Source organism: Burkholderia sp. Bp9140 (assembly GCF_003853425.1).
In the GTDB taxonomy this organism is placed as follows: Bacteria; Pseudomonadota; Gammaproteobacteria; order Burkholderiales; family Burkholderiaceae; genus Burkholderia.
Genome location: NZ_QTPQ01000022.1, coordinates 72939 through 97798, shown reverse-complemented (window position 1 = coordinate 97798; position 24860 = coordinate 72939). Strand labels below are relative to the sequence as shown.

General features: G+C 69.8%; 22 protein-coding genes. 16 read left to right on the top strand and 6 right to left on the bottom strand.

Annotated elements, in window-relative coordinates:
- Positions 1 to 139: 139 nt before the first annotated feature.
- The 14 genes from sctV (at position 140) to asnB (ending at position 15373) form a co-directional block, all read left to right on the top strand.
- Positions 140 to 2344, top strand: a complete 2205-nt coding sequence (gene sctV / locus DIE21_RS19475) for a type III secretion system export apparatus subunit SctV (protein WP_124499243.1) — start codon at positions 140 to 142, stop codon at positions 2342 to 2344.
- Positions 2341 to 2619: a type III secretion system export apparatus subunit SctS gene (gene sctS, locus DIE21_RS19470; RefSeq protein ID WP_121857077.1), complete on the top strand. Its 279-nt coding sequence runs from the start codon at positions 2341 to 2343 to the stop codon at positions 2617 to 2619. Before sctV ends, sctS begins: the two co-directional genes overlap by 4 nt.
- Complete coding sequence (gene sctC, locus DIE21_RS19465; RefSeq protein ID WP_124499242.1) at positions 2619 to 4661, top strand: type III secretion system outer membrane ring subunit SctC; 2043 nt, start codon at positions 2619 to 2621, stop codon at positions 4659 to 4661. Before sctS ends, sctC begins: the two co-directional genes overlap by 1 nt.
- Positions 4642 to 5991 carry a type III secretion system inner membrane ring subunit SctD gene (gene sctD, locus DIE21_RS19460; RefSeq protein WP_124499241.1) on the top strand — a complete coding sequence of 450 codons (1350 nt, stop codon included), beginning with the start codon at positions 4642 to 4644 and terminating at the stop codon, positions 5989 to 5991. The genes sctC and sctD overlap by 20 nt, the downstream gene beginning before the upstream one ends.
- 141 nt (positions 5992 to 6132) lie before the next feature.
- Complete coding sequence (locus DIE21_RS19455; RefSeq protein WP_057928855.1) at positions 6133 to 6342, top strand: hypothetical protein; 210 nt, start codon at positions 6133 to 6135, stop codon at positions 6340 to 6342.
- Positions 6343 to 6466: 124 nt separating this feature from the next.
- Entirely contained in the window at positions 6467 to 6943 is a 477-nt protein-coding gene (locus tag DIE21_RS19450) for a hypothetical protein (RefSeq protein ID WP_124499240.1), read from the top strand.
- Positions 6944 to 6989: 46 nt separating this feature from the next.
- A complete protein-coding gene (gene sctJ / locus DIE21_RS19445) occupies positions 6990 to 7877 on the top strand; it encodes a type III secretion system inner membrane ring lipoprotein SctJ (RefSeq protein WP_124499239.1) in 888 nt (295 codons plus the stop codon).
- Entirely contained in the window at positions 7874 to 8614 is a 741-nt protein-coding gene (locus DIE21_RS19440; protein ID WP_124499238.1) for a SctK family type III secretion system sorting platform protein, read from the top strand. The genes sctJ and DIE21_RS19440 overlap by 4 nt, the downstream gene beginning before the upstream one ends.
- Entirely contained in the window at positions 8596 to 9225 is a 630-nt protein-coding gene (gene sctL, locus DIE21_RS19435; RefSeq protein WP_124499237.1) for a type III secretion system stator protein SctL, read from the top strand. Before DIE21_RS19440 ends, sctL begins: the two co-directional genes overlap by 19 nt.
- On the top strand, positions 9222 to 10607 hold the full coding sequence (gene sctN, locus DIE21_RS19430) for a type III secretion system ATPase SctN (protein WP_124499236.1): 1386 nt from the start codon (positions 9222 to 9224) through the stop codon (positions 10605 to 10607). The genes sctL and sctN overlap by 4 nt, the downstream gene beginning before the upstream one ends.
- Complete coding sequence (locus DIE21_RS19425) at positions 10600 to 11289, top strand: hypothetical protein (RefSeq protein ID WP_124499235.1); 690 nt, start codon at positions 10600 to 10602, stop codon at positions 11287 to 11289. Before sctN ends, DIE21_RS19425 begins: the two co-directional genes overlap by 8 nt.
- Positions 11283 to 12092 (top strand): type III secretion system export apparatus subunit SctT, encoded by an 810-nt coding sequence (sctT, locus tag DIE21_RS19420; RefSeq protein WP_124499234.1) that lies wholly within the window; start codon positions 11283 to 11285, stop codon positions 12090 to 12092. Before DIE21_RS19425 ends, sctT begins: the two co-directional genes overlap by 7 nt.
- A gap of 24 nt (positions 12093 to 12116) precedes the next feature.
- Positions 12117 to 13148: an EscU/YscU/HrcU family type III secretion system export apparatus switch protein gene (locus DIE21_RS19415; protein WP_124499233.1), complete on the top strand. Its 1032-nt coding sequence runs from the start codon at positions 12117 to 12119 to the stop codon at positions 13146 to 13148.
- A 257-nt stretch (positions 13149 to 13405) separates the two neighbouring features.
- Entirely contained in the window at positions 13406 to 15373 is a 1968-nt protein-coding gene (asnB, locus tag DIE21_RS19410; protein WP_124499232.1) for an asparagine synthase (glutamine-hydrolyzing), read from the top strand.
- A gap of 61 nt (positions 15374 to 15434) precedes the next feature.
- Here asnB and DIE21_RS19405 read toward each other — a convergent pair whose 3' ends face one another.
- From DIE21_RS19405 to DIE21_RS19390, 4 genes are all read right to left on the bottom strand, one after another.
- A complete protein-coding gene (locus tag DIE21_RS19405; RefSeq protein ID WP_124499231.1) occupies positions 15435 to 16238 on the bottom strand; it encodes a lytic transglycosylase domain-containing protein in 804 nt (267 codons plus the stop codon).
- On the bottom strand, positions 16235 to 16909 hold the full coding sequence (gene sctR, locus DIE21_RS19400) for a type III secretion system export apparatus subunit SctR (RefSeq protein ID WP_124499230.1): 675 nt from the start codon (positions 16907 to 16909) through the stop codon (positions 16235 to 16237). Before sctR ends, DIE21_RS19405 begins: the two co-directional genes overlap by 4 nt.
- A gap of 3 nt (positions 16910 to 16912) precedes the next feature.
- Entirely contained in the window at positions 16913 to 18067 is a 1155-nt protein-coding gene (sctQ, locus tag DIE21_RS19395; RefSeq protein WP_124499229.1) for a type III secretion system cytoplasmic ring protein SctQ, read from the bottom strand.
- Between the two features lie 366 nt (positions 18068 to 18433).
- Entirely contained in the window at positions 18434 to 18832 is a 399-nt protein-coding gene (locus DIE21_RS19390) for a winged helix-turn-helix domain-containing protein (RefSeq protein ID WP_124499228.1), read from the bottom strand.
- A gap of 433 nt (positions 18833 to 19265) precedes the next feature.
- Here DIE21_RS19390 and DIE21_RS19385 point away from each other — a divergent pair, with 433 nt between their 5' ends.
- Positions 19266 to 20468 carry a Fic family protein gene (locus DIE21_RS19385; RefSeq protein WP_124499227.1) on the top strand — a complete coding sequence of 401 codons (1203 nt, stop codon included), beginning with the start codon at positions 19266 to 19268 and terminating at the stop codon, positions 20466 to 20468.
- A 102-nt stretch (positions 20469 to 20570) separates the two neighbouring features.
- On the opposite strand, the gene DIE21_RS19380 is transcribed toward DIE21_RS19385, so the two are convergent.
- Both DIE21_RS19380 and DIE21_RS19375 read right to left on the bottom strand, forming a co-directional pair.
- On the bottom strand, positions 20571 to 22781 hold the full coding sequence (locus tag DIE21_RS19380; protein ID WP_124499226.1) for a xanthine dehydrogenase family protein molybdopterin-binding subunit: 2211 nt from the start codon (positions 22779 to 22781) through the stop codon (positions 20571 to 20573).
- A gap of 2 nt (positions 22782 to 22783) precedes the next feature.
- Positions 22784 to 23245: a (2Fe-2S)-binding protein gene (locus tag DIE21_RS19375; protein WP_124499225.1), complete on the bottom strand. Its 462-nt coding sequence runs from the start codon at positions 23243 to 23245 to the stop codon at positions 22784 to 22786.
- 180 nt (positions 23246 to 23425) lie between these two features.
- Between DIE21_RS19375 and DIE21_RS19370 the strand changes: the two genes are divergently transcribed.
- Positions 23426 to 24352, top strand: coding sequence for an AraC family transcriptional regulator (locus tag DIE21_RS19370; protein WP_124499224.1), 927 nt, complete (start codon positions 23426 to 23428; stop codon positions 24350 to 24352).
- Positions 24353 to 24860: the final 508 nt, after the last annotated feature.

Sequence of the window (24860 nt, the reverse complement as noted above, 5' to 3'; positions counted from 1 at the left end):
CGGAAAACTGCCGCGACGCTACGAGGCGCGTCCCTTTTTACGCGGTTTCGCGTCGCTACACTCGTCCCATTCAACGGTCCGCGCGGCGCGGGGCATGACGGCCCGCGCCCGCCGGCGACAACGACAGGACGACGGCACGATGGCAGAACCGAAGGCGCTCCCTCGCGACTGGCAGCGGATTTTTTCCGCCGGCCGCAGCGTGTCCGGACGTCGTCTCGGGGCGTCGCCGCGCGCCGACCTGTTTCTCGCCGCGTTCATCGTGTCGGTGGTCGCGCTGTTCATCCTGCCGCTGCCGCAGGCCGCACTCGACGGGATGATTTCGCTGAACCTCGCGGCGAGCGTCGTGCTGCTGACGGTGTCGACCTACGTGCCGTCGGCCGTCAGCTTCTCGTCGTTTCCCGCGCTGCTGCTGTTCACCACGCTGTTCCGGCTCGCGCTGAACATCGCGTCGTGCAAGCTGATCCTGCTGCACGCGAACGCGGGCCACGTGATCGACGCGTTCGGGCGGCTCGTGGTCGGCAACAACGTCGTGGTGGGCGGCGTGGTGTTCCTCGTCATCGCGGTCGTGCAGTTCATCGTGATTGCAAAGGGCTCGGAACGGGTTGCCGAAGTCGGCGCGCGCTTCTCGCTCGACGCGATGCCGGGCAAGCAGATGAGCATCGACGCGGACCTGCGCGCGGGCATCATCAGCGCCGACGAAGCGCGCGAGCGCCGCGAGAAGCTCGAGCAGGAATCGCAGATGCACGGCGCGATGGACGGCGCGATGAAGTTCGTGAAGGGCGACGCGATCGCGGGCCTCGTGATCGCGTTCATCAACATCGTCGCGGGGATCGCGGTCGGTACGCTGATGCACGGCATGGATATCGGCGAGGCGCTGCAGCGCTACGCGATCCTGACGGTCGGCGACGGGATGGCGTCGCAGATCCCGTCGCTGCTGGTGTCGATCGCGGCCGGCATCGTGACGACGCGCGTCGCGACGCGCGACACGCGGCAGCGCCAGCTCGGCGAACAGCTGGGCGAGCAGCTCGGCGCGCATCCGCGCGCGCTGCTGATCGCGGCGCTGGTGCTGGCCGGCTTCCTCGTCGTGCCGGGCTTCCCGAAGTGGTCGTTCGCGCTGATCGCAATCGGCCTCGGCGTGTTCGCGTTCACGCAGCTGAAACGCAAGACGACCGCGCCGAGCTTCAACCTGATTCATATCGCCGGACGCATCGGCGCGGCCGACGACGGCCAGCCCGCGAAGGTGTCGCATGCGGCGGGCGTCACGTCGCTGATCGCGGTGTCGCTGTCGGACGACCTGCGCACGACGCTCAATCTCGCGCAGTTGCAGGCCGCGCTGTCGAGCGCGAAGGCGCGCGTCGACGCGGACATCGGCACGGTGTTTCCGCGCATCACGCTGAACGACGACGAGGGCGCGCCGGCCGGCACGTACCGCATCTACCTGCAGGACGTGCTCGCCGCGCATGGCGCGCTGAAGCCGGGCTGGCTGCTGTGGGACGGCGTCGCGCCGCTGCCGGAGCGCGCGGAGCGCCAGCCGGCCGAGGCGTTCGGCCCGTTCGCGACCGCGCTGTGGATCAAGCCCGACGGCGCGGCCCCGGACGGCAAGTGGCTGTCGAGCGAAAGCGCGCTCGCCGCGCACGTCGAGCAGGTCGTGCGCCAGCACGCGGACGAACTGCTCGGCATCCAGGAAACGCAGGCGCTCGTGCACCTGGTGCGCCGCGAGCACCCCGAACTCGTCGGCGAACTGACGCGGCTCGTGCCGCTGCAGCGCGTGACCGAGGTGCTGCGCCGGTTGCTCGCCGAACAGGTGCCGATCCGCAACCTGCGCGTGATCTTCGAGAGCCTGATCACGTGGGCGCCGAACGAGCCGGACGACGTGATCGCGCTGGTCGAGCTGGTGCGTGTCGACCTGCGCCGGATGATCACCGATCGTCATGCGGGCGCGGCGCGCCAGCTGCGCGTCGTGCTGTTCGAACAGAACCTGCAGGAGCGGATCGAGAGCGCGGTGATGCGCACCAAGCAGGGCAACTTCCTCGCGCTGTCGAGCGCGATCAAGCAGGACATCGGCGAGCAGGTGCGCGCGATCGTGCAGGCCGCGCAGGCGGCCGGCCCCGGCGGCCACGGCAATCCGCAAGGCGGCGCGCGCCTCGCGGTGATGGTCGCGCTCGGCGCGCGCCGCTACGTGAAGACGATCCTGCAGCCGGTGCTGCCCGAACTCGCGGTGCTGTCGTACCAGGAGGTCGAGGAGGACGTGCAGCTCCATACGGTCGGCTGGGTGAAGAACCCGCCCGACGACGGCACGCTCGGCGCGGGCGCCGGCGTGCGCACGCCGGGAGTCGTGCAATGACGAGCTCGACGATCCTCGACCTGACCCGGCAGGCGCTGATGCTGGTGCTGCTGCTGTCGCTGCCGATCGTGCTGATCGCCACCGTCACCGGCCTCGTCGTCGCGATCCTGCAGGCCGTCACACAGGTGCAGGACGCCAACATCGGCATCGCGGTGCGGCTGATCGCCGTGATGGTCGCGCTCGTGCTGCTGTCCGGCTGGCTCGGCAGCGAGGTGCTGCGCTTCGCGCAGCAGGCGCTGGAACGCATGTTCGTTTCTTCCCCAGGAGTGCTTTGATGCGTCGACGCGTCGCCCCGATCCGGTTTCAATCGCGCCGCCTGCAACGGGCCGCGCTCGCCATGTGCGCGACCGCGCTGCTCACGGCATCGCTGTGCATGACGGTCGCGCAGCCGGCGCGCGCGGCGGACCTGCGCTGGCGCAACAAGCCGTTCACGATCGTCGCGAACGGCAAGAAGATCGGCGACTTCATCCGCGAGCTCGCGTCGTCGCAGGGCGTGACGGCGGTGGTCGACCCGAAGGTCGACGGCGTGATCAGCGGCCGCTTCTCGGGCACGCCGCAGCAGACGCTCGATACGATCTGCTCGACCTACGGGCTCACGTGGTACTACGACGGCTCGTTCCTGTACGTCGATCCGGCCGACCAGTCGCAGACGCAGATGATCCCGATCCCGCCGAACGCGGCCGGCGAGATCGGCCGCGCGCTGCAGGCGATGCAGATTCCGGACAAGCGCTATACGCTCGTGATCAACGACCGTGCGAACAGCGTGTACGTGGCCGGCCCGCGCCGCTATGTGGAGCTCGTGCGGCAGGCGGTGGGCTCGGTCGGCGACCCATCGGCGAACGGCGCGCATGCGGACATCCGCGCGTTCCGCCTCAGGTACGGCTGGGCGTCGGACTTCACGATCAACCGCTCGGGCAAGGAAGTGACGGTGCCGGGCGTCGCGACGATCCTGCGCCGGCTGTTCGGCAAGGGCGGCGGCACGAACGAGCTGCCGTCGAGCACGCCGCTCGGGCAGGCCGCGCGCCAGGTGAAGCTCGGCTCGGGGCTGACGATCGCGGTGCCGCGGCTCGACTTCCCGGACATTGCCGGCGGCCCGCGTCAGGGTGGCTACGGCGGCGCCGACGGCGCCGCCGGCGGCTTCTCGCCGTTCTCGAATGGCGGCGGCGGAGACACGCTGCCGCAGATCGTCGCCGATCCGGCGATCAACGCGGTGATCGTGCGCGACCTGCCGGAGAACATGTACCGCTACCAGTCGCTGATCAACCAGCTCGACGAGCGGCCGCGCATCGTCGAGATCAACGTGACGATCATCGACATCAACGAGGATTCGCTCGACAGCCTCGGGATCGACTGGCGCCTGCACACGACGCACGGCGACGTGCAGATCGGCAACGGCCAGAATCCGCTGAACGGCAACACGCAGTACAACGGCGCTGGCAATCCGCCGCTCACGTTCGGCATCGGCACGTCGGAGACCGGGCAGACCGGCACCTTCCTGCCGACCGGCATCGCGCTGACCGCGTCGATCGGCGGCTCGCTGCGCAACTACCTGCTCACGCGCGTGAACGCGCTCGCGCAGAAGGGGCAGGCGCAGCTGCGCTCGAAGCCGAAGGTGCTCGCGCTCGACAACACCGAGGCCATTCTCGAGAACCTCACGCAGTTCTACGTGCAGGTGCAGGGCTACCAGGATTCGTCGCTGTACAGTGTGACGACCGGCACCAGCATCAAGGTGACGCCGATGATCGTCGACGAGGCGATCCGCAATGCGGCCGCCGTCTCCGGAAATCCGCAGAGCGTGATGATGTCGATCGACATCCAGGACGGCAACATCGTGCCGGGGCAGGCGGTGTCGAACGTGCCGGTGATCCAGCAGCGCAACATCGTCACCAAGACGATGATCGACGAAGGCAAGAGCCTGCTGATCGCGGGCTTCAACGACGACGAGGTGCGGCTGAACAAGAGCGGCGTGCCGTGGCTGTCGGACATCCCGCTGATCGGCAACCTGTTCAAGTACACCGACAAGTCGGGCAACCACATGGAGCGGTTCTACCTGCTGACGCCGCGCGTGGTGACGACCGCGTCGATGTACGCGCCGGACGGCTCGCCCGTGAACCCGGGCACGGACGGGCCGGCCGATCCGAACGGCAGGTCGATGTATCGCCCGCCGGACAACGACATCGCGGTGCCGCTCACGCCCGTGCCGCTGCCCGGCACGAAGTTCGGCCCGCCCGCGCTGCCGCCGCCGCCGAAGGATTCGGCGTCGCAGCCCGTGGCGACGACCGCAGGAGCGTCCACCCATGTCGACGACCATCATTGACCCGCACGGCGACGGCGCACTGCCCGGCGGCGCGGCGGCCGGGCCGGCCGCACTCGCGTCGCCGTGGAACCTCTGCTTCCTCAGCGGGCCGATGTACGGCCGCACGATGTCGCTCGCCCGCGGCGCGAACTGGGTCGGCACGGCCGCCGATTGCGAAGTGATCCTGCCCGATCGCGAGATCGGCACGAAACAGATGTGCCTGCAGGTCGGCGCGCTCGCCGTGACGGTGCAGAACCACGGCGGCGACGGCGGCGCGCCGGTGCTGTTCAACGACGAGCCGCTCGGCGCGGGCCGCCGCTCGATGACGCCGCAGGACGTCGTGACGGTCGGCTCGATCAAGCTCGGCATCGCGCGTCACGCGCAGGCCAGCGTCGCGGTGCCCGACGAGACCGACGCGCCGGACGCCGCGCGCGAGGCCGCGTGGCTCGGCTGGCTCACGGGCGGGCTGCGCCGTCTCGGCAGCCGGCGGCTCGTGATCGCGGTCGTCGCGCTGTGGATCGGCGTGCTGCTCGGCGCGCTCGGCTACGGCTTCGTCGCATGGTCGGGGCGGCTGCCGTGGCAGCACGAGTCGGTGCTCGCGCGCACGCACCGGCTGCAGCAACTGCTGCATGCGTATCCGGAGCTCGCCGTCGCGCCGCGCGACGACGGCGTGATCGTGTGGGGCTACGTGAGCGACCCGGCCGCGCGGGAGCGCGTCGCGCAGATCGTCGCGGGCGTCGACAACGCGGCGCTCGGCAATATCTACGTGGTTAGCGACCTCGTCGCGACCGCGCAGACGTATTTCAGCGACACGGCGCTGACGGTCACCTATCTCGGCCGCGGCCGGATCGAATTGACGGGCGCGGCCGGGCGCACGCAGATCGAGCCGCGCATCCGCAACTACATGAAGGACGCGCGTCCGGCGCTCGAGGTGGTCGATCACGTGCGCGACGCCGATGCGGCCGCGCCGCGCACGGCGACGACGCTCGGCGGCGTGGCGGGGATCCCGGAGATCACGACCGTGTTCGCGGGCGACGGCGACCAGCGCTACATCGAGACGGCCGACGGCAGCCGCTATTTCGAAGGCGCGCGGCTGAAGGAAGGGCCGACGGTCGTGTCGATCGGCCCGGACGAAGTCGTGTTCGAGCGCAACAGCCAGCGCATCACGATGCCGCTTGGCGGCCCGTCCGCGAACGCGCCCGGGCAGGCGCCGGCGGCGCCCGTGCCGCCGCTCGCGAGCGGCGCGGCGGCCGGCGTCGCGCAGCCGGTGCCGGGGCCGACGCTGTTGCCGGATGCGCCGGCGACGCCGGCCGTCGCGGCAGCGGGCGCATCGAGGCAAGCGGCGCACTAGCGCCGCGACAGGACCTGCGCACCGCGTGCCGCGCGGTGCGCGCATTACGCGACACGCCGCGAGCATGCGGCGCGTCACGTCGCCGGCGGGGCATGGGGCCGCCGCCGGAAGCAGGACGCAGTTCACGTAAAGGAGCGAATCATGAGTACCCCCCCGACCGGTGCCACCAACACGAACCAGGTCCAGCAACAGGCGGACGACCTGACCAAGACGCAGCTCGAGCTGACGAAGATCAACTTCCAGGTCCAGCAATCGACCGCGACGTTCGAAACCAGCAACGCAGTGACCGCGCAGGAAGGGACGGCGAACGCCCAGGTCGCGCAACACCTGAGTTCCGCCGGCCGCGCATGACGCCGGTCGCCGGCCGTGCCGCGCGACGCCACATGCCGGGGCCGCCCGTGGCGGGCGCCTGGCGGGGCGTGTGTGCGTGCCGGCCGGCTCGTTCCCGGCCCTGCCGGTCAAGGAGGACATGATCATGTCGGTAACAGGCGTAGGTGCGGCACCGCCGGGCGCGGCCGCGCTCGCGGGTGCCGTGCAGCAGGCGGGCTCGGCGTCCGATCCGGCGCAGGTGCGCCAGTTCGATGCGTTGATGCAGCCGGGCGCGGCGTCGCCGTCGGCGTCGGGTGTCGCGATGTCGCGCGCGCCGGCCGATGCGGCGTCGGCGGTGCAGATGACGCCCGCGACGCCCGCGCAGGCCAACCATTCGTCGCTCGTCGAGCGCTTGCGCACGTACGGCAACGATCTCGACACGCGGTACGCGAACATCGACAAGCATCGCACCGAGATGCTGACGTCGATGGCGGACCAGCGCAGCGATCCGCTGATGACGATGGTGCAGGCGATGGATTTCCAGTGGACGGCGACCACCACGATTTCGGAATACCAGTTGAGCCTGTCGGTTGCGCAGGCGGCGAACGGCTTCACGCATACGGTGCTGAAGACGCAGGAGTGACGAGCGCGCGGGCCGCCAAGGCCGCGCGCCCTGAAGCGGACAAACGATGACGACGATCGATTCGACGCCGCGCATGCATGCGTGGCGCAGCCGGGCGGCGCGTGTGCTGCTCGCGGGACTGCTCGCGCTGCTGGCCGGCTGCCAGAAGGAGCTCTACTCCGGCCTGTCGGAGCGCGACGCGAACCAGATGGTCGCCGTGCTCGGTGACGCGGGCATCAGCGCGTCGAAGGACAACGACGCGCGCGACACGTCGGATCGCAACGCGTGGCAGGTGAGTGTCGCGGACGGCGACATGCAGTCGGCGCTGACCGTGCTGCAGGCGAACGGGCTGCCGAAGCCGAGCTATGCGAGCCTCGGCGAGCTGTTCCAGAAGCAGGGGCTCGTGTCGACGCCGGCCGAGGAGCGCGTGCGCTACCTGTACGGCGTGTCGCAGGACCTGTCGCGCACGCTGCAGGACATCGAGGGCGTGGTGGTCGCGCGCGTGCAGGTGGTGATTCCGGAGAACGATCCGCTCGCGGACAAGATCAAGCCGTCGTCGGCGGCCGTGTACATCCGCTACCGGCCCGGCGTGGACCTGCGCGCGATGGCGCCGATGGTCAAGGATCTCGTCGCGCACAGCATCGAGGGGCTGCAGTACGACAACGTGTCGCTGTTCCTGCAGCCGGCCGCCGCGCGCACGACGCGCGTCGACGGCATCGGCAGCGCGGTGTCGGACATCCTGCGGCTGCGCTCGCCGCTCGGCTGGCTGGTGTTCGCGCTGATCCTGCTGACCTGTGCGGTGATCGCGCTGTCGGCCGCGCGGCGCGGGATGTTCGGCGCCCGGCTGGCCGGGCTGGTCGGCACGCCGCGCGGCGCGAACGGCGCCGGCGGCGCATCCGCGCAGCCGGGTGGCGGCAGCCTGCGCACGCCGGACGGCGCGCGCGACGGCGCATGAGCGAGTTCCATGCGCTTCAGCCGGGCGCCACGTCCGACGCCGTTGTGCTGCCGTGGCTGCAACCGGTCGCGCTGCCGCCCGCCGGGCGGCGCGCGGCGTTTCACGCGCTCGTCTGCGAATTCAACCTGCGGCCCGACCGCTATCTGCACGTGACGCGCGTGCCGGCCGAGTGGCCCGTGCGCTATCGCTCGCCCGACGCGTTCGGCCCGGCGGGCCGCCAGCTGCTCGCGCGCCACCTGCTCGACGCGAACGGCGTGGCCGGGCACCACGACTTCGACGTCGCCAATCCGTGCGCGCGGCTCGCGCTGCTGCCCGGTGCGGCGCTCGAGCAGCTCGCGTCGTATGCGGGCCTGCTGCTGCATCGCGGCTGGCTGCGCGACGCGCTGACCGTGCGGCGCGTTCGCGCGGAAGTCGCGGCGAAGCTCGGCGGCGATGCGCTGGAGCTCGCGCTCGAGCGCGCGCCGGAATTCGGCGCGCTCGCGGAAACGCTCGAACCATGGCGCGCCGATCCGGCCGCGCTGCCGGTGGTGATCCGTGCGCGCGGTGGCCGGCTGCTCGCGGATTTCATCGGCGTGGCGGGCGACGCGGTCGCGCGGCGCGCGCGCCTGAAATTCAACCGCGCGATCGACGACGAAGCGCCGTACTGGCTGAACCGCGCGCAGCGCGACCAGTTCGGCGAACTGCTGTTCCTGTTTCTGATTCCCGAGAGGCTTGCGTCATGGGACTGGCTTTTCTGATCACGAGCGACAACCTGCAGCTGCTGTCGGAGCGCAAGGTGCTCAAGGAGCGCGAATACGCGGCGCTGCTCGATGCCTCCGCGGTGATCGCGACCGCGCGCGACGAGGCCACGCGCATCGTCGCCGACGCGCAGCGCGAATTCGACAAGCGCCAGGCGGCCGGCTACGACGAGGGGATGCGCCGCGCACAGCGCGAGCATGCGGCGCAGGCCTATACGCAGGCGCTGGCCGCCGCGCGCACGATGGAGTCGATGAAGGATTCGATGGCCGACATCGTCGTGAAGGCCGTGCGCGCGATCGTCGGCGAGATGGGCACGCAGAAGCTGTACGAGGCCGCGCTCGCGCGGATCGCGCCGCTCGTGCGCGACGAGGCGTTCCTGATCGTGCGGGTCGCGCCGGGCCGCGAGGACGAGATGCGCGACGCGCTCGACCGCGCGTTCGCCGGCCAGTCGAACCGGCAAAGGATCCGCATCGTCGAGGATGCGCAGCTCGAGCGTCACGCGTGCACGGTCGAGACGCCGTCCGGGCGCATCGACGCGAGCCTCGACCTGCAGATCGACGCGCTGCGCCAGGCGATCCGCCGCGACGCGCTGAAGGGCACGCCGCGATGAACGCGCCGCTCGACGATCCGCAGCCGTTCGGCGACGGCAGCGACGACGATGCCGCGCCGTTCGATCGTGGCCGCCTCGTCGGCGACCTCGATGCGGGGCTCGCGTTCTTCTCGCCGGTGTCGGTGCAGGGCCGCGTCAATCACGCGGTCGGGCAGATCCTCAACGCGACGGGCATCCGCGCGCGGCTCGGCGAGATCTGCGAGCTGCGCACGCCGAACCAGCCGACGCTGCTCGCCGAAGTGGTCGGCTTCTCGCGGCAGACCACGCTGCTCACGCCGCTCGGCGACGTGGCCGGCCTGTCGCCGGAGACGACCGTCGTGCCGTCCGGGCGCGAGCATGTGTTCCCGGTTGGCGAAGCGCTGTTCGGCCGCGTGCTCGACGGGCTCGGCCGGCCGCTCGACGATCGCGGGCCGGTGACGGGTGCCGCGTGGGTATCGACGCAGCAGGACCCGCCGAATCCGCTCGCGCGCAAGATGATCGACACGCCGTTTCCGACCGGCGTGCGCGTGATCGATGGCCTGATGACGCTCGGCATCGGCCAGCGCGTCGGCATCTTCGCGCCGTCCGGCGTCGGCAAGAGCACGCTGCTCGGGATGATCGCGCGCGGCGCGCAGGCCGACGTGAACGTGATCGCGCTGGTCGGCGAACGCGGCCGCGAAGTGCGCGAGTTCATCGAGCACAGCCTGTCGCCCGAGGTGCGCGCGCGCTCGATCGTCGTCGTGTCGACGTCCGACCGTCCGGCGATGGAGCGCGTGAAATCCGCGCTGGTCGCGACCGCGATCGCCGAGCACTTCCGCGATGCGGGCAAGCGCGTGCTGCTCCTGGTCGACTCGCTGACGCGCTTCGCGCGCGCGCAGCGCGAGGTCGGCCTCGCGAGCGGCGAGCCGCCGACGCGGCGCAGCTTCCCGCCGTCGACGTTCGCCGTGCTGCCGCGCCTGCTCGAACGCGCGGGGCAGGGCGCGACGGGCTCGATCACCGCGCTGTACACGGTGCTCGTCGAAGGCGATGAGGAATCCGATCCGATCGCCGAGGAAGTGCGCTCGATCCTCGACGGCCACATCGTGCTGTCGCGCAAGATCGCGCTCGCCAACCGCTATCCGGCGATCGACGTGCTCGCGAGCCTGTCGCGCGTGATGCCGCTCGTCGCGAGCCGCGCGCATCAGCAAGCGGCCGCGCGCGTGCGCGAGCTGATCGCGAAGTACCAGGAAATCGAGCTGCTCGTGCAGATCGGCGAGTATCGCGAAGGCAGCGACCGGCTCGGCGATCTCGCGCTGCGCGCGCGCGATGCGATCGGCGCATTCTGCGCGCAGGCATCGCACGAGGACGTGCGCTTCGACGCGCTGCTCGCGCAGCTGACGACACTCGCGAACGACCATGTCTGAAGCCGACGACCGCCTCGTGCTCGCGACGCTCGCACGCCTGAAGCGCGTGCGCGAGATGCGCAGCCAGATCGCGCGGGTCGCGGCCGCGCGCCAGCAAGGCATCGCCGCGCAGAGCCGTCGCGCGCTCGACGCCGCGCAGGCGCGGCTTGCGCAGCAGGTCGCCGCGAAGGCCGCGATCCAGGCGCGGCTCGCCGACGACGTGCGCGAGGCGCGCGCACTGCAGAACGCGGCGGCCGACACGCGCACGTTCGACCGTCATATCGGCGTCGCGAACGCGTCGGTCGGCGAGGCCACGCACGTGCATCGCGATCACGAGGCGACGCTTGCCGACCTGCAGCGCGCCGCGCGCAAGGCGAAGGCCGCCGAGGACAAGCTCGACAAGGCCGGCGAGAAGGCGCTGCAGGCGCGCGCCGCGCGGGTCGAACGCGACGCCGACGAGGTCGCGGATGCGCACGCGGTGCGGCGCTTCGCGACGGCCGGCGTGTGGGCAGGCGATGCGCAGGGTCACGCATCGGGGCAGCCGGACAGGGCCGCGGCGTTCGATGCGGCGATGATGTCGCCACCGGCCGATGCGGACGCGACAGGCACGACCGACGCCGCCGGTACGAACGACCCGGCCGCCGCCATCGCAACCGCCTCCACCGACGACATGGCTCCCGGCGCCGCGGAGCGCCGATGCTAGACCACGCGGCGAACTTCAACGACATCGCCGGCACGCTGCGCCCGCTGCTCTACGTGATGCCGCGCCTGCTGCCGATCATGTTCGTCGTGCCGGTGTTCAACGAGCAGATCATCACGGGCCTCGTGCGCAACGGGATCGCGGTCGTGATCGCCGCGTTCGTCGCGCCGGTGATCGATCCGGCCCAGGTCGCCGCGCTGCCGTTCCTGATGTGGTGCCTGCTCGTCGCGAAGGAGGCGGTGATCGGCATGCTGCTCGCGGGCGCGTTCAGCGCGGTGCTGTTCGCGATCCAGGGCGTCGGCTACCTGATCGATTTCCAGACCGGCAGCGGCAGCGCCGCGTTCTTCGATCCGATGGGCGGACACGAGGGCGGCCCGACGTCGGGCTTCCTCAATTTCGTCGCGATCGCGCTGTTCGTCACTGCGGGCGGCCTGCAGGTGCTCGTGCAGCTGTTCGCGCAGTCGTACGCGTGGTGGCCGATCGGCTCGCTCGGCCCCGACTTCTCGTCGATGCTGCAGACCTTCGTCGTGCGGCAGACCGACACGATCTTCGAATGGATGGTGAAGCTCGCCGCGCCGGTGATCATCGTGCTGGTGCTGGTCGAGCTCGGCATCGGCCTCGTCGGGCGCGCGGTGCCGCAGCTGAACGTCTTCGTGTTCGCGCAGCCGCTGAAGAGCGCGCTCGCGCTGCTGATGATGGTGCTGTTCCTGCCGGTCGTGTATGCGTCGCTGCATGCGCTGCTGAGCCCCGACAGCGGGCTGATGGCGCTGCTGCGCGCGCTGTTCGCCGCGCACGGCGGCGCGTGACGGCCCGCCGGAACCGGAGCATCCATGGCCGAAAAGAACCAGCAGCCGACCGCGAAGCGCCTGCGCGAGGCACGCCGGAAAGGCGACGTGCCGAAGAGCGCGGAGACGATCTCGTCGGCGTTCTTCGTCGGCGTGTGCGTCGCGCTCGCGGTGGGGCTCGGCACGCTGTTCGCGCGGCTGCAGGCACTGTTCCGGCTCGTGTTCGACGCGGCCGGCGCGGCCGATCCGTCCGCGCGGCTCGCGGTTCTGATCGACGGCGCCGCGCGCGACTGGGCCATGCTGTCCGCGCAGATCGTCGCGGCCGGGCTGCTGGCCGGCCTGCTCGCGGGCTTCGTGCAGGTGGGCGGCGTGATGGCGTGGAGCCGGCTCGTGCCGCAGCTGTCGCGGCTCAATCCGGCCGAGGGGCTGAAGAACATGTGGTCGATGCGCAACCTCGTGAACCTCGCGAAGATGCTGCTGAAGACCGTGCTGCTGGCCGCGACGCTCGGCTGGCTGATCGTCGAGTCGCTCGACCCGGCGGTGCAGTCCGGCTTCACGCGGCCGATGTCGATCCTCGCGCTGATCGTGAAGCTGCTGATGCTGCTGTTCGGCTGGGCCGCACTGATCTACATCGTGATGGCGCTGATCGACATCGTGCACCAGCGGCGCGAGTTCAATCAGAAGATGAAGATGTCGATCGAGGAAGTGCGGCGCGAGCACAAGGAAGACGAAGGCGATCCGCACATCGAGGCGAAGCGCCGGCAGCTCGCGCGCGAAGCGCAGTTCTCGTCGCTGCCCGACCGGATCGGCTTCGCGTCGGTGGTCGTCTATTCGTCGAGCGTCGCGGTCGCGCTCTATTACGGCGGCGTCGGCACGCTGCCGTGGGTGCTCGCGCGCGGCGAGGGCGAGGCGGCTGAACGGATCGTGCGGCTCGCGCGCGACGCGCTGCGCCCGACACTCGCGAACGCCGGCCTCGCGCAGGCGCTGTACGAGAGCACGCCTGAAAAGGGCACGATCCAGCAACAGCATTTCCGCGAGGTCGCGCAGTTGCTGAAGTGGGCGACCGGCGCGGCCTGACGCGCACGGCCTGTCGGGGCCGGAACACCAGCATGCGCGCGATCCAGCGCTACCCCGTGATGCGGACCTGTTTTCCGGCTCGCCGGGCTGATCGCACGCGGCGCTTGACGCCGGTTTTTTTCCGGATTCATCCGACATTCACCCATGAATTATTGCTGATTTATTTCTTCGTAATATGGCTCGACCGTCAGCCGGACGGCGGGCCGCGAGGTTGCGCCGCCGCTGACGGAACAGGTCAACAGGGGCAGACAAATCAAATGTGCGGAATCGACGGCTTTCTGAATAGCGTCGCCTTCGATGAGGAGACAGCGCGCGGCACGCTCGCGCGAATGACGGCGAGCCTCGCGCATCGCGGGCCCGACGGGCAGGGCCTCTGGGTCGACCCGGAAGCCGGTATCGCGCTCGGCCACCGGCGGCTTGCGATCGTCGATCTGTCGGTCCACGGCCGGCAACCGATGGCATCCGCGTGCGGCCGCTACGTCATGGTCTTCAACGGCGAAATCTACAACCATCGCGAGTTGCGCGCGGAGCTCGAGCGCGCGGGTCGCGCACCGGCGTGGCGCGGCCACTCCGACAGCGAGGTGCTGATCGCGGCGATCGTCGCGTGGGGCGTCGAGGCGACGCTGCGGCGCGCGACCGGCATGTTCGCGTTCGCGCTGTGGAATCGCGCGTCGCGGGTGCTGACGCTCGCACGCGACCGGATCGGCGAGAAGCCGCTCTACTACGGCCGGATCGGCGACGCACTGGTGTTCGCGTCGGAGCTGAAGGCGCTGCGCGGCTATCCGGGCTTCGACGGCACGATCGATCGCGACGCGCTGTGCCTGTACCTGCGCCAGTCGAGCGTGCCGGCACCGCATACGATCTATCGCGGCATCAGCAAGCTGCCGCCGGGCACCTTCATCCAGTTCGAGCATGCGCGCGACACGCCGCGCGTGCGCGCGTACTGGACGCTCGAGCAGGCGATCGAAGCCGGCCGCGAGCAGCCGTTCGAGGGCAGCGCCGACGAGGCCGTCGGGCAGCTCGACGCGATCCTGCGCCGGGCCGTCGCGCGGCAGATGGAAGCCGACGTGCCGCTCGGCGCGTTCCTGTCGGGCGGCATCGATTCGTCGGCGATCGTCGCGCTGATGCAGGCGCAGTCGGCGAACCCGGTCGACACGTTCACGATCGGCTTTCATGAGGCCGGCTACGATGAAGCCGGCTATGCGAAGGCGGTCGCGCGCCATCTCGGCACGCGGCATACCGAGCTCTACGTGACCGCCGACCATGCGCTCGGCGTCGTGCCGAAACTGCCGACGATCTATGACGAACCGTTCGCCGACGCATCGCAGATTCCGACCTTCCTCGTATCGGAGATGACGCGCCGGCACGTGAAGGTGAGCCTGTCCGGCGACGGCGGCGACGAACTGTTCGGCGGCTATACGCGCTACTTCCTGACGCCGCGCCTGTGGCGCAAGCTGCATCGCGTGCCGGCGGCGGTGCGCGCGCGGATCGCCGCCGCGCTGCATGCGCTGCGCCCCGATCATGCGGACCAGCTCGCGGCGGTCGCGCAGGGCGCATGGGGCGGCGTGGAAGCGCGCGATTCGGCGGCCCGCATCGGCGACCGGCTGCACAAGCTCGGCCACGTGATGACGGCCGAGAGCCGCATCGGGCTGTACCGGCTGCTGATGTCGTCGGTGCATCATCCGGAGCGCATCGCGCTCGCCGGACAGGAGCCGCCGACGCCGCTCGACACGGTGTCCGCATGGCCGGCGAACCTGAGCTTCGCCGAGCAGGCGATGGCGATCGACACGCTCACGTACCTGCCGACCGACATCCTCGCGAAGGTCGACCGTGCGGCGATGGCGGTGAGCCTCGAGACGCGCATGCCGTTCCTCGATCATCACGTCGTCGAATTCGCGTGGCGGGTGCCTGCGTCGGTGCGTTTGCCGGAAGGGCAATCGAAGGCGCTGCTGCGCCGGCTGCTGGACCAGTACGTGCCGTCGGCGCTGATCGACCGCCCCAAGCAGGGCTTCTGCGCGCCCGTCGATCACTGGCTGCGCGGCGCGTTGCGCGACTGGGCCGACGCGCTGCTGCAGCCGTCGCGGCTGCGCGACGAGGGCTTCTTCGACGCGCAGGCGGTCGAGCGCCTGTGGCGCCAGCATCAGACGGGCCGGATGAACTGGCAGCACCAGCTATGGACGGTGCTGATGTTCCAGGCGTGGCTGGAGGCGCAGCGCGCCGCATGATGCGGGATGGCGCGGTGCGCCGCGTCGTCCCGCGCACGTCATGCCGGTGTCGTGCCGCCGCTCACTGATCGAGACACCGCACGCACAGCCGCTTCGCCTGGCTCGCCGACAACCCGTGGCACATCATCACGACCGGGCGCGCATGGCACGACGGCGCGTCGGCCGATGCCGCGGGCGACGCGAGCCGGCGCGCGTGTTCGGGCGACGTGGTCGCGGCCGCGTCCATGCGCCGTTGTCGCGCGGGCGGCGGCAGGTCGCGCACCACCGGAATCGGCTCGACGCCGCCTTCGCGCGCATTGCGCTGCGCGCTCGCGACGACCCGGCTCACATAGCCGCTCGAGAAACCGGTCGTGAAGTTGCCGCTGTAGTAGCACGACAGCGCCGCGCGCAACGCGGCCTGCGCGGGGCGGCCGGTGTTCGACGAACGCGCGAAGCATTCGGTCAGGATCGCGCCGCCCGCCCGCAGGTTGCGGCACGGTTCGAACATCGTCGTGTCGTCGAGGCCGTATTTGGCGAAATTGCGCTCGTTCACCTGCGCGAGGCCGACGCTGTAGCTGAAGCCGCGCGCGGCCAGCTCGCTCGCGGTCGCGCGCGCTTCGTCGAGCGACGCGGGCTGGCGGGCCAGGTGAGCGCCGACCACGCCGATCGCATACGGATTGAAACCGGATTCGGTGCGCACCAGCGCGGCGAGCGTGTCGGGGTCGACGTTCGGCGCGCAGGCGCGCGCGAGCTGCGCGAAGCCCGCGGCGCTGCCGGCCGCGTGCGCGCTGCGCGGCTGCATGCCTGCACCGGCGAGCGCCAGTGCGAGCGTCGTGATCAGCGCGCACAGGCGCGCAACGGCGGAGCGCCCGCCGCGCGCGTTCATCCCGCCCCCGCCACGCGATACGACAGCACGAGCCCGTGCACGAGCAGCGACCAGCCGTCGAGCGCGACGAACAGCAGCAGCTTGAACGGCACCGAGATCGTCGTCGGCGAGATCATCTGCATCCCGAGCGCGAGCAGGATGTTCGCGACCAGCAGGTCGACGACGATGAACACGATATAGATCACGAAGCCGATCTGGAATGCCTTGGTCAGCTCGGCGAGCGTGAAGCTCGGCACCAGCACGAGCAGGTCGTCGTCCTTGATGCCGTCCGCGCGATTCTTCGGCCAGACCGACGTCGCGGTGCGCACGAAGAATTCGCGGTCGCGCTGCCGCGTATGCGACACCAGGAAATCCTTGATCGGCGGCAGCGCGGCATCGGCGAGCGCGCCGATATCGGCGGTCGACAACTGCCCCGACGCGTCGAAGTGGCGAGACTGCAGCGCGTCGCGGATCGACATCCCGACCGGCGCCATGATGAACAGCGACAGGATCAGCGCGATGCCGTTCAGCACGAGGTTTGGCGGCACCTGCTGGATCCCGAGCGCGGAGCGCAGCAGGCCGAGCACGACCACGAGCTTCGTGTAGCTCGTCACCATCAGCGCCGCGAATGGCGCGATGCCGAGCGCGGCGATCACCGCGATCAGCGCGACCGGATTCGGCAGGCTGCCCATCGTTCAGCGCTCGCGCGGCGCGGGCTGCGTCAGCGTGACGACGCGCACGCCGAGCTTCTGGCCGACCGCGATCAGGTGGCCGGTGCCGATCAGCATCCCGTTCGCGACGAGATGGATCACGCTCTGGTTGATGCCCTGCTGCAGCTCGATCACCGCGCCCGGCTGCAGCGCGCCGAGCTCGCCGAGCGGGATCGACGTGGGCGGCAGCTCGAAGCGCAGGTCGACCGCGAGGCCGTCGAGCGAGCGCGGCGCATCGTCCGGCGACGCGTCGTGCGTGCTCGCGTGCGGGGTGTCGGTGCGGGTCGGTTCCAAAGGCATCTCCCTGATTCGTTCGACGGTCAGCCGGTTGCCCGACGGCCGTCCGGTGATCTCCCACGCCGGCGCGGCCGGCACCCGCGCGACGCACAGCAGGTTCTGCTCGTGCGCGCGCCAGCGCTCGATCGCGATGATGTCGCCGCCGACGACGTCGGCCAGCTCGGCCATGGTCAGCTCGGTCCGGCCGATCTCGAACACCAGCGGCACCGGCAGGTTGGCATACGCGGCGCGCGTATCGGGCCGTGCGGCTGCCGGCGTCGCGAAGAACACCGCGAGCGCGTCCGGCGCATCGAACAGCAGCGCGCCATGGCAGCGCCATGCACCGTCGGCGCGACGCAGCTCGAAGCGCAGTGCGGCCGGCGCGGTGCGCCACGCGGGCACGCTCGCCGGCGGCGGCAGCAATTCCACGCGCTGCCGCGTCGCGGCCTGCAGCACGGCGGCCAGCGGCGCGGCCAGGTCGGCGAGCAGCGCCGCGCGGATCACGGCCGGTACGGCCGGGTCGGCCGCGTCGCCGAGCCAGGCGCTTTCGGCGACCGGATCGATCCACAGCGTGCCGGCGGCCGGGCCGATGACGAAGCGGTACGCATGCGCGTCGGCAGCCGGTTCGGCGTCGACGCGCCAGCGCACCTCGTAAGCGTGTTCGCCGAGCGTGACCGGGACCGCGGCCGTCGCGCCGTAGGCATGCGACAGCCCGCGCGCGGCGGCGGCGGACAGGCGCGGCAGGTAGGGCGACGCGTCGAGCGCGACCGCGGCCGGCGGGGGCGGGCCGGCAGGCGCGGCGGCGGGCGGGGCCCGGTTCGCGGCGTCGCCCGCGTCGGCATTCGTCAGGGACAGCGCTGGCACGGCGGGATCAGGGCGGATTCGGCGTTGGGTCGACGGGTTGTGGTGGCCGGCGGCGCAGGGGGCGCGCGGCTGCTGCGTCGATTGTAGGGACGGCGCCGGCCGCGTGCCGCGCCGGAATCCGTAGTCGCGCGCGCCCGGTGGCCGCGCGGGCGGCGGCGAGCTACGAAGCCTGCTGCGCGGCGGCATGGCCGCGTGCCGCGTCGACCGCACACATGCGGCCGCCGCCCGGAGGCGGCGGTCATGTCGCGGCGGGGCAGGCGTGCCGGGCCGCGAGGCGCTGCACGCCGGACGCGCGGCGCGGTCGGGGGAAGCTTGCCGGCGCGCGGCGGGGCGCGGTGGCGGCGCGCGGGTGAGCCCCGCTACGCGTTACGCGTAGTCGGCGGCCAGCGCCGATTGCGGCGCGGCGCGCAGGATCGGCGCCACGTCGTGGCGCTCGACGTGCGTCATGGCCGCGCCGAACAGCACCAGCCGATAGCCGACCGCATAGATCGGGATGATCCGCAGGTTCTTGTCGTGATCGAGCCGCAGCTTCGAACGGATGCGCGAGATATGGGTGTCGAGCGTGCGCGACGACACGCCGAGCTCGCGGCCCCAGACCGCTTCCTGGATCGCTTGCCGCGGCACGATCTTGTTCATGTTGTCGAGCAGGAATTCGACGACATCGAATTCACGGGGCGTGACGTCGACGACTTTGTGGTCGATTTCGATCGTGCGGCGCACGAAGTTGATTTTTATGTTGTCGATGTACAGGTATTTGCAATCCATGGTGGCCCTCGCATGTCCGTAAAGGAGTGTTTGCGGGTCATGTACTGCAACTTCCAGGCCAGGGATGGGCCGCCAGGAAACGACGGACGGTGGTAGCGAGGCGGGCGGCGCGCCAGCCTTGAATCTAAAAGAATTTTTAACGCGGTACGCGCGGCGGGTTTTCGAAGGGTCGGAGCAATATTGAAGGATTGTTACGTAGCATCAGGCGGGAACGTTACGGGCGTTACGGGCGGCGTAACGTGGGGCGGCTGGTTGACGAGCAGCGATACCGCAGCGTGATGTCGTCGTGTGGTAGTGCGGGGACGTGTCAAATAAACCCTACATGGAACCCTACATCAAACCATCCTCAATTTTGAAAAATCACATATAAATCATGTGGATAAGCCAATATCATTCACGACATCAAACCCTACATTGAACCCGACAGCGAAGCATGACGACCGTTGCTGCTTTCGAACCGCTGTTCCCCGAGGATCGGGTCCTCGATCCGCTGCTTGAACACGCCGCGCAACTCGTCGAGTCGTCGCAGCGCTTGCTCGCCGTGAGGGATACCCCCTTGGCCGGTGCGCTCGTTCCCCGGTTGCGCGCGATGAATTCGTACTACACGAACAAGATCGAAGGTCAGCATACGACCCCTGCCAGGATCGAGGCCGCACTTCACCGGGATTACTCGACCGATATTGCCGAGCGCAAGAAACAGCGCTTCGCGGTCGCGCACATCGCGACGGAAGCGGCGCTCGAGGAAGAATGGGCCGCCCTGCCGGTCGCCGCGCTTTTCGAGCCTGCGCGAATCTCGGCCATTCACGAGCGGTTCTTTTCCTGCTTGCCTGCCGATGAACGACTCACCGAGGATGGGCAGACCATTGTGCCGGGCGAGCTTCGGCGCTCGGATGTCACGGTCGGACGCCATCTGGCGCCGGCGCCGGAGATGATCGAACCGTTGCTGCAGGCCTGGGCGGCACGTTACGCCCGCATCCGCGCGAAGGAATATCAAGTGATCGGGATCGCTTGCTCGCATCATCGTCTGGCGTGGGTGCATCCGTTCATGGACGGTAATGGCCGGGTGGCGCGTCTGCATTCGCATCTTGGATTACGCGCAGCCGATCTCACCCATGGGCTCTGGTCGCCACATCGCGGGTTGGCGCGCGAGCATGAGCAGTATTACGCGAGGTTGAGCGAAGCCGATCAGACTCGGCGCAACGATCTGGACGGCAGAGGCAACCTGTCTCAGGAAGGGCTGGTCAAGTTCGCGCGGTTCTTTCTGGACTGCTGCGAGGATCAAGTCGGATTCATGGTCCGTATGACGGCGTTCGACGGTGTGACGGGGCGTATGCTGGATCTGCTGCGGTACCTGGAATTTAATCCATGGACCATCCGTTCGGAAAAATCGGTCATCAAGGCGGAGACCGCCGCGCTGGCCATGGAGTTCGTCGCACTGCGCCGAGCCGTCACGCGTGCGGAATTCACGCAGATGCTTGGAGTCAGCGACGTGCTGGCGCGCCGCATCGTTCGATCGCTGCTCGACTTCGGGCTTCTGAATTCGCCGTCGCACCGCGGCGACCTTTCGTTCGGGTTGCCGCTTGCCGCACTTCGATTCCTTTTCCCAAGGCTTTGGCCGGAAGTGGAGCAGGAGTGAGCGATCCGGTCGATCACGTCGCGGGTGGCGTGACGGCAACACGGTAAATAAAAAACACCCGCCGCGCGGCGTTTCCGCCCGCGGCCGGTGTTTCGTGGCCCGTCAAGCCTGCGCGTGATCGCCCGAATCGAACGGCAGCACGTAATGCCGCTTGCCGGTCGCCGCGAAGATCGCGTTGGCGACCGCCGGCCCGATCGGCGCGACACCCGGTTCGCCGACGCCGGTCGGCGCCTCCGCCGACGGCACGATATGCACCTCGACCTTCGGCATTTCCGCCATCCGCAGCACGTGGTAGCCGTCGAAGTTGCGCTGCTCGACGCGGCCGTCCTTCAGCGTGATCGCGCTGTGCAGCGCCGCGCCGAGCCCGAAGCCGATGCCGCCTTCCATCTGCGCGGCGACGATGTCCGGGTTGATCGCGATCCCGCAGTCGACCGCGCACACCACGCGTTCGACCTTCACCTTGCCGTCGGCGTCGATCGACACCTCGGCCACCTGCGCGACATAGCTCTTGAACGCCTCGGCCACCGCGATCCCGCGCCCGCGGCCCTTCGGCAGCGGCTTCGCCGGATCCCAGCCGGCCTTCTGCGCGGCCAGTTCGAGCACCGCGCGCATCCGCGGCTCCTTCGCGAGCAGGTCGCGGCGGAACAGGTACGGATCCTTGCCCGCCGCGTGCGCGGCTTCGTCGATGAACGCCTCGACCGCATACGCGGTGTGCGAGCTGCCGACCACGCGCCACCACAGCACGGGCAGGCCGACCTTGGTGGTGGTGAGTTCGACCGACACGTTCGGCACCGCGTACGGCAGGTTCGCCGCGCCCTCGACCGACGTCGCGTCGATCCCGTTCTTGACCATGAACGCTTCGAACGGCGTGCCCGCGAGGATCGACTGGCCGACGATCCGGTGCCGCCAGCCGACCAGCCGCCCGTCGGCGGTCAACCCCGCGTCGATCTTGTGGAAGTACATCGGGCGATAGAAGCCGCCCTGGATGTCGTCCTCGCGCGTCCACTGCAGCTTGACCGGCTTGCCGTCCGCGCCGAGCGCCTTCGCGATCGACACGGCCTCGACCACGTAGTCCGACCACGCGTTCGCCCGCCGGCCGAAGCTGCCGCCCGCGTACAGCGTGTGGATCCGCACCTGCTCGGGCTTCAGGCCCGCGACGTTGGCGGCGTTGCCCTGGTCGACCGTCTGGAACTGGTCGCCGGCCCAGATCTCGCAGCTGTTCGCCGTCAGCTTGACGACCGCGTCGAGCGGCTCCATCGGCGCATGGGCGAGATACGGGAATTCGTACGTCGCGCTGACCTTGCGCGCGGCGCCGGCGATCGCCGCGTCGGCATCGCCGTCCTTGCGCGCCGATGCGCCGGGCTTGGTGGCGAGCTGCCGGTATTCGCGCATGATCTCGTCCGAGCCGCGCTTCTCCGCGTTCGCTTCGTCCCATTCGACCTTCAGCGCGTCGCGGCCTTGTTTCGCGGCCCAGAAGCCGTTGGCGACGACCGCGACGCCGCCCGGCACCTGCACGACCGACACGACGCCCGGCACGGCCTTCGCGGCCGTCGCGTCGAACGACTTGACCGTCGCGCCGAAGCGCGGCGGGCGCTGCAGCAGCGCGACGCGCATGCCGGGGAAGGTGGTGTCGAGCGTGAAATGCGCGGTGCCGTTCGATTTGGCCGACGCATCGACGCGCGGAATGCGCTGGCCGATCAGCTTGAAGTCGGCCGGCTGCTTCAGCGCGACCTTGTCGGGCACCGGCAGTTTCGACGCGTCGGCGACGAGCGTGCCGTAGGCGGCCGTCTTGCCGCTCTTCGCATGCGTGACGACGCCGTTGGCGGTGGTCAGCTCGCTGGCCGGCACCTTCCAGCGGGCCGCGGCGGCCGACACGAGCAACGCGCGCGCCTTGCCGCCCGCTTCGCGCAACTGCTGCCACGAGTTCGACATGGCCGAACTGCCGCCCGTGCCCTGCATCGTGCCGAACGCGAGGTTCGCATAGCGCTTCGCATCGGCCGGCGCGCTCTCGACGCGCACGCTCGACCAGTCCGCGTCGAGCTCTTCCGCGACGATCGTCGCGATGCCGGTGTATGCACCCTGGCCCATCTCGACGTGCTTCGCGATGACCGTCACCGCGCCGTCGGGCGTGATGCGCAGGAACGCGTTCGGCGCGAACTCGGCGGCGGGCGCCGTCGCGGCGAGCGCGCGGCGGCCGAGGCCGGCCCATTCGAAGCCGATCGTCAGGCTGACGGCGGCCGCGGCGCCCGCGGCCTTCAGAAACGTGCGGCGCGACGGTCGCACCGAACCGGGGTTGTCGAGTTCGATCGTCATGGTCAGGCTCCCAGCGTCGCGGCCGCGTCGTGGATCGCGGCCCGGATGCGGGCGTAGGTCGCACAGCGGCAGATGTTGCCGTTCATCGCGGCGTCGATGTCCGCGTCGGTCGGCTTCGGGTTCTGTTCGAGCAGCGCGGCGGCCGACATGACCTGGCCGGACTGGCAATAGCCGCACTGCGGCACCTGCAGCTTCACCCAGGCGGCCTGGACGGCCTGCGCGGGCTTGCTCTGCAGGCCTTCGATCGTCGTGACGTGCTTGCCCTCGATGCCGGCGAGCGGCAGCACGCACGAGCGGACGGCCTGGCCTTCGAGATGAACCGTGCAGGCGCCGCACTGCGCCATGCCGCAGCCGAACTTCGTGCCGGTCAGCCCCGCGTGTTCGCGGATCGCCCAGAGGACGGGCATCGACGGATCGGCATCGAGCGTGACGCTCTTGCCGTTCAGGACAAACGTGGTGGGCATTTTTTGTCTCCGTGGGGAAAACCCGGCATGCGCCGGATCAGGTGGCAGTGTGCGCGAACGGCCGGTTTTTACGGCTACCCAATCCTGCAAATTTATTGAACAATCCTGCAAATCCCGGGCATGGCGGCGAGCGATTCGCTATGCTCGCGCGATTCAGGGAAATGAAGCGAGGAGTCCGTCATGGACATGATCGATAGCGCGTCGTCACGCGAATCCGGGCGGCGCGAACTGGCGTCGCTGATCGGCCGTTTCGCGCCGGCGGACGGCTCCCATTCGACCGCCGTGCCGGCGCTGATGCTGCACCGGCATACGCGTCCGGTCGATCTCGGCTGCGGCGTTTCGCGTGCCGCGCTCGTGATCGCCGCGCAGGGTGCGAAGCGCGTGATCGTGGCCGGCCAGGCTTACGAATACGACACGCGGAACTGCCTGATTACGTCGATCGACTTGCCGATTCTCTCGCGCGTTACCCAGGCGTCGCCCGACGCGCCTTACCTGTGCCTGTCGCTCACGCTCGATCCGCAGCGCATCGTCGAACTCGCGGCCGAGATGCGGCTGCCGGAGCCCGACGCGGGCCCCGAAGGCGAGGGTATCGCGCTCACCGAGCTGACGCCGCCGCTGCTCGATGCCGCGCTGCGGCTGTTGCGGCTGCTCGAAACGCCGGCCGATATTCCGGTGGTCGCGCCGCTGATCGAAAAGGAACTGCTGTACCGGCTGATGACGAGCGGGCAGGGTACGCGGCTGCGGCACATGGCCATCGCGGGCAGCCAGACGCACCGCATCGCGCGCGCGATCGAGTGGATCCGCGATCACTACGCGGAGCCGATGCGCGTCGACGCGCTTGCGCAGGCAGTCAACATGAGCGTGTCGTCGCTGCACCATCACTTCAAGCACGTGACCACGCTGAGCCCGCTGCAGTACCAGAAGCAGCTGCGGCTGCACGAGGCGCGCCGGCTGTTGCTGCGGCAGGGCGGCGACGTCGGTTCGGTGGCCACGGCGGTCGGCTACGAAAGCGCGTCGCAGTTCAGCCGCGAATACAGCCGGCTGTTCGGCGCGCCGCCGATGCGCGACGTCGTGCACCTGCGCAAGAAGGAACTGCTCGGCGCATAGCCGCGGTGCCGGCCATGTTGCGATGACGGTCGTTTTCAGGACCGACGCGGCGATTCCCGGTCCCGCACGCAGGTTGCGCCGTCGCGCGCCGAATTCGAATCTCAGGCAATCGGCATGCCAGGGGCGCCGCATGCATGCTGCATCCGGGCAGCGCACCGCGCAGCCGCGCTGCGCATGCGCTTCGGTTTCACGCATGCATCCTGCGAGGGCGCGCGCGGATGCGGCATTGGCCGGCTCGATACGAAGCGGCCTGCCGAAATGCGCAAGAATGTCGCATCGCGGCGGATTTCCAGCGATGAATCGCGCGTTGCACGAGCATGTTTCAGCGATGAGAATTGCGCTCGAGATCCCCTTCCGAAATGTTTCCTCCGCGTATCGCGTGTCGTCCGATCCGCCGTGAAGCCGGCGTGATTCGCGCATTGAACCGCGCTGGTCGTCGGCATCGGATGTCGGCGAGCCGAATGTGAAGAGTCGAGGTCGATCACGCGTATTGAAGGGCGGTGCGCAA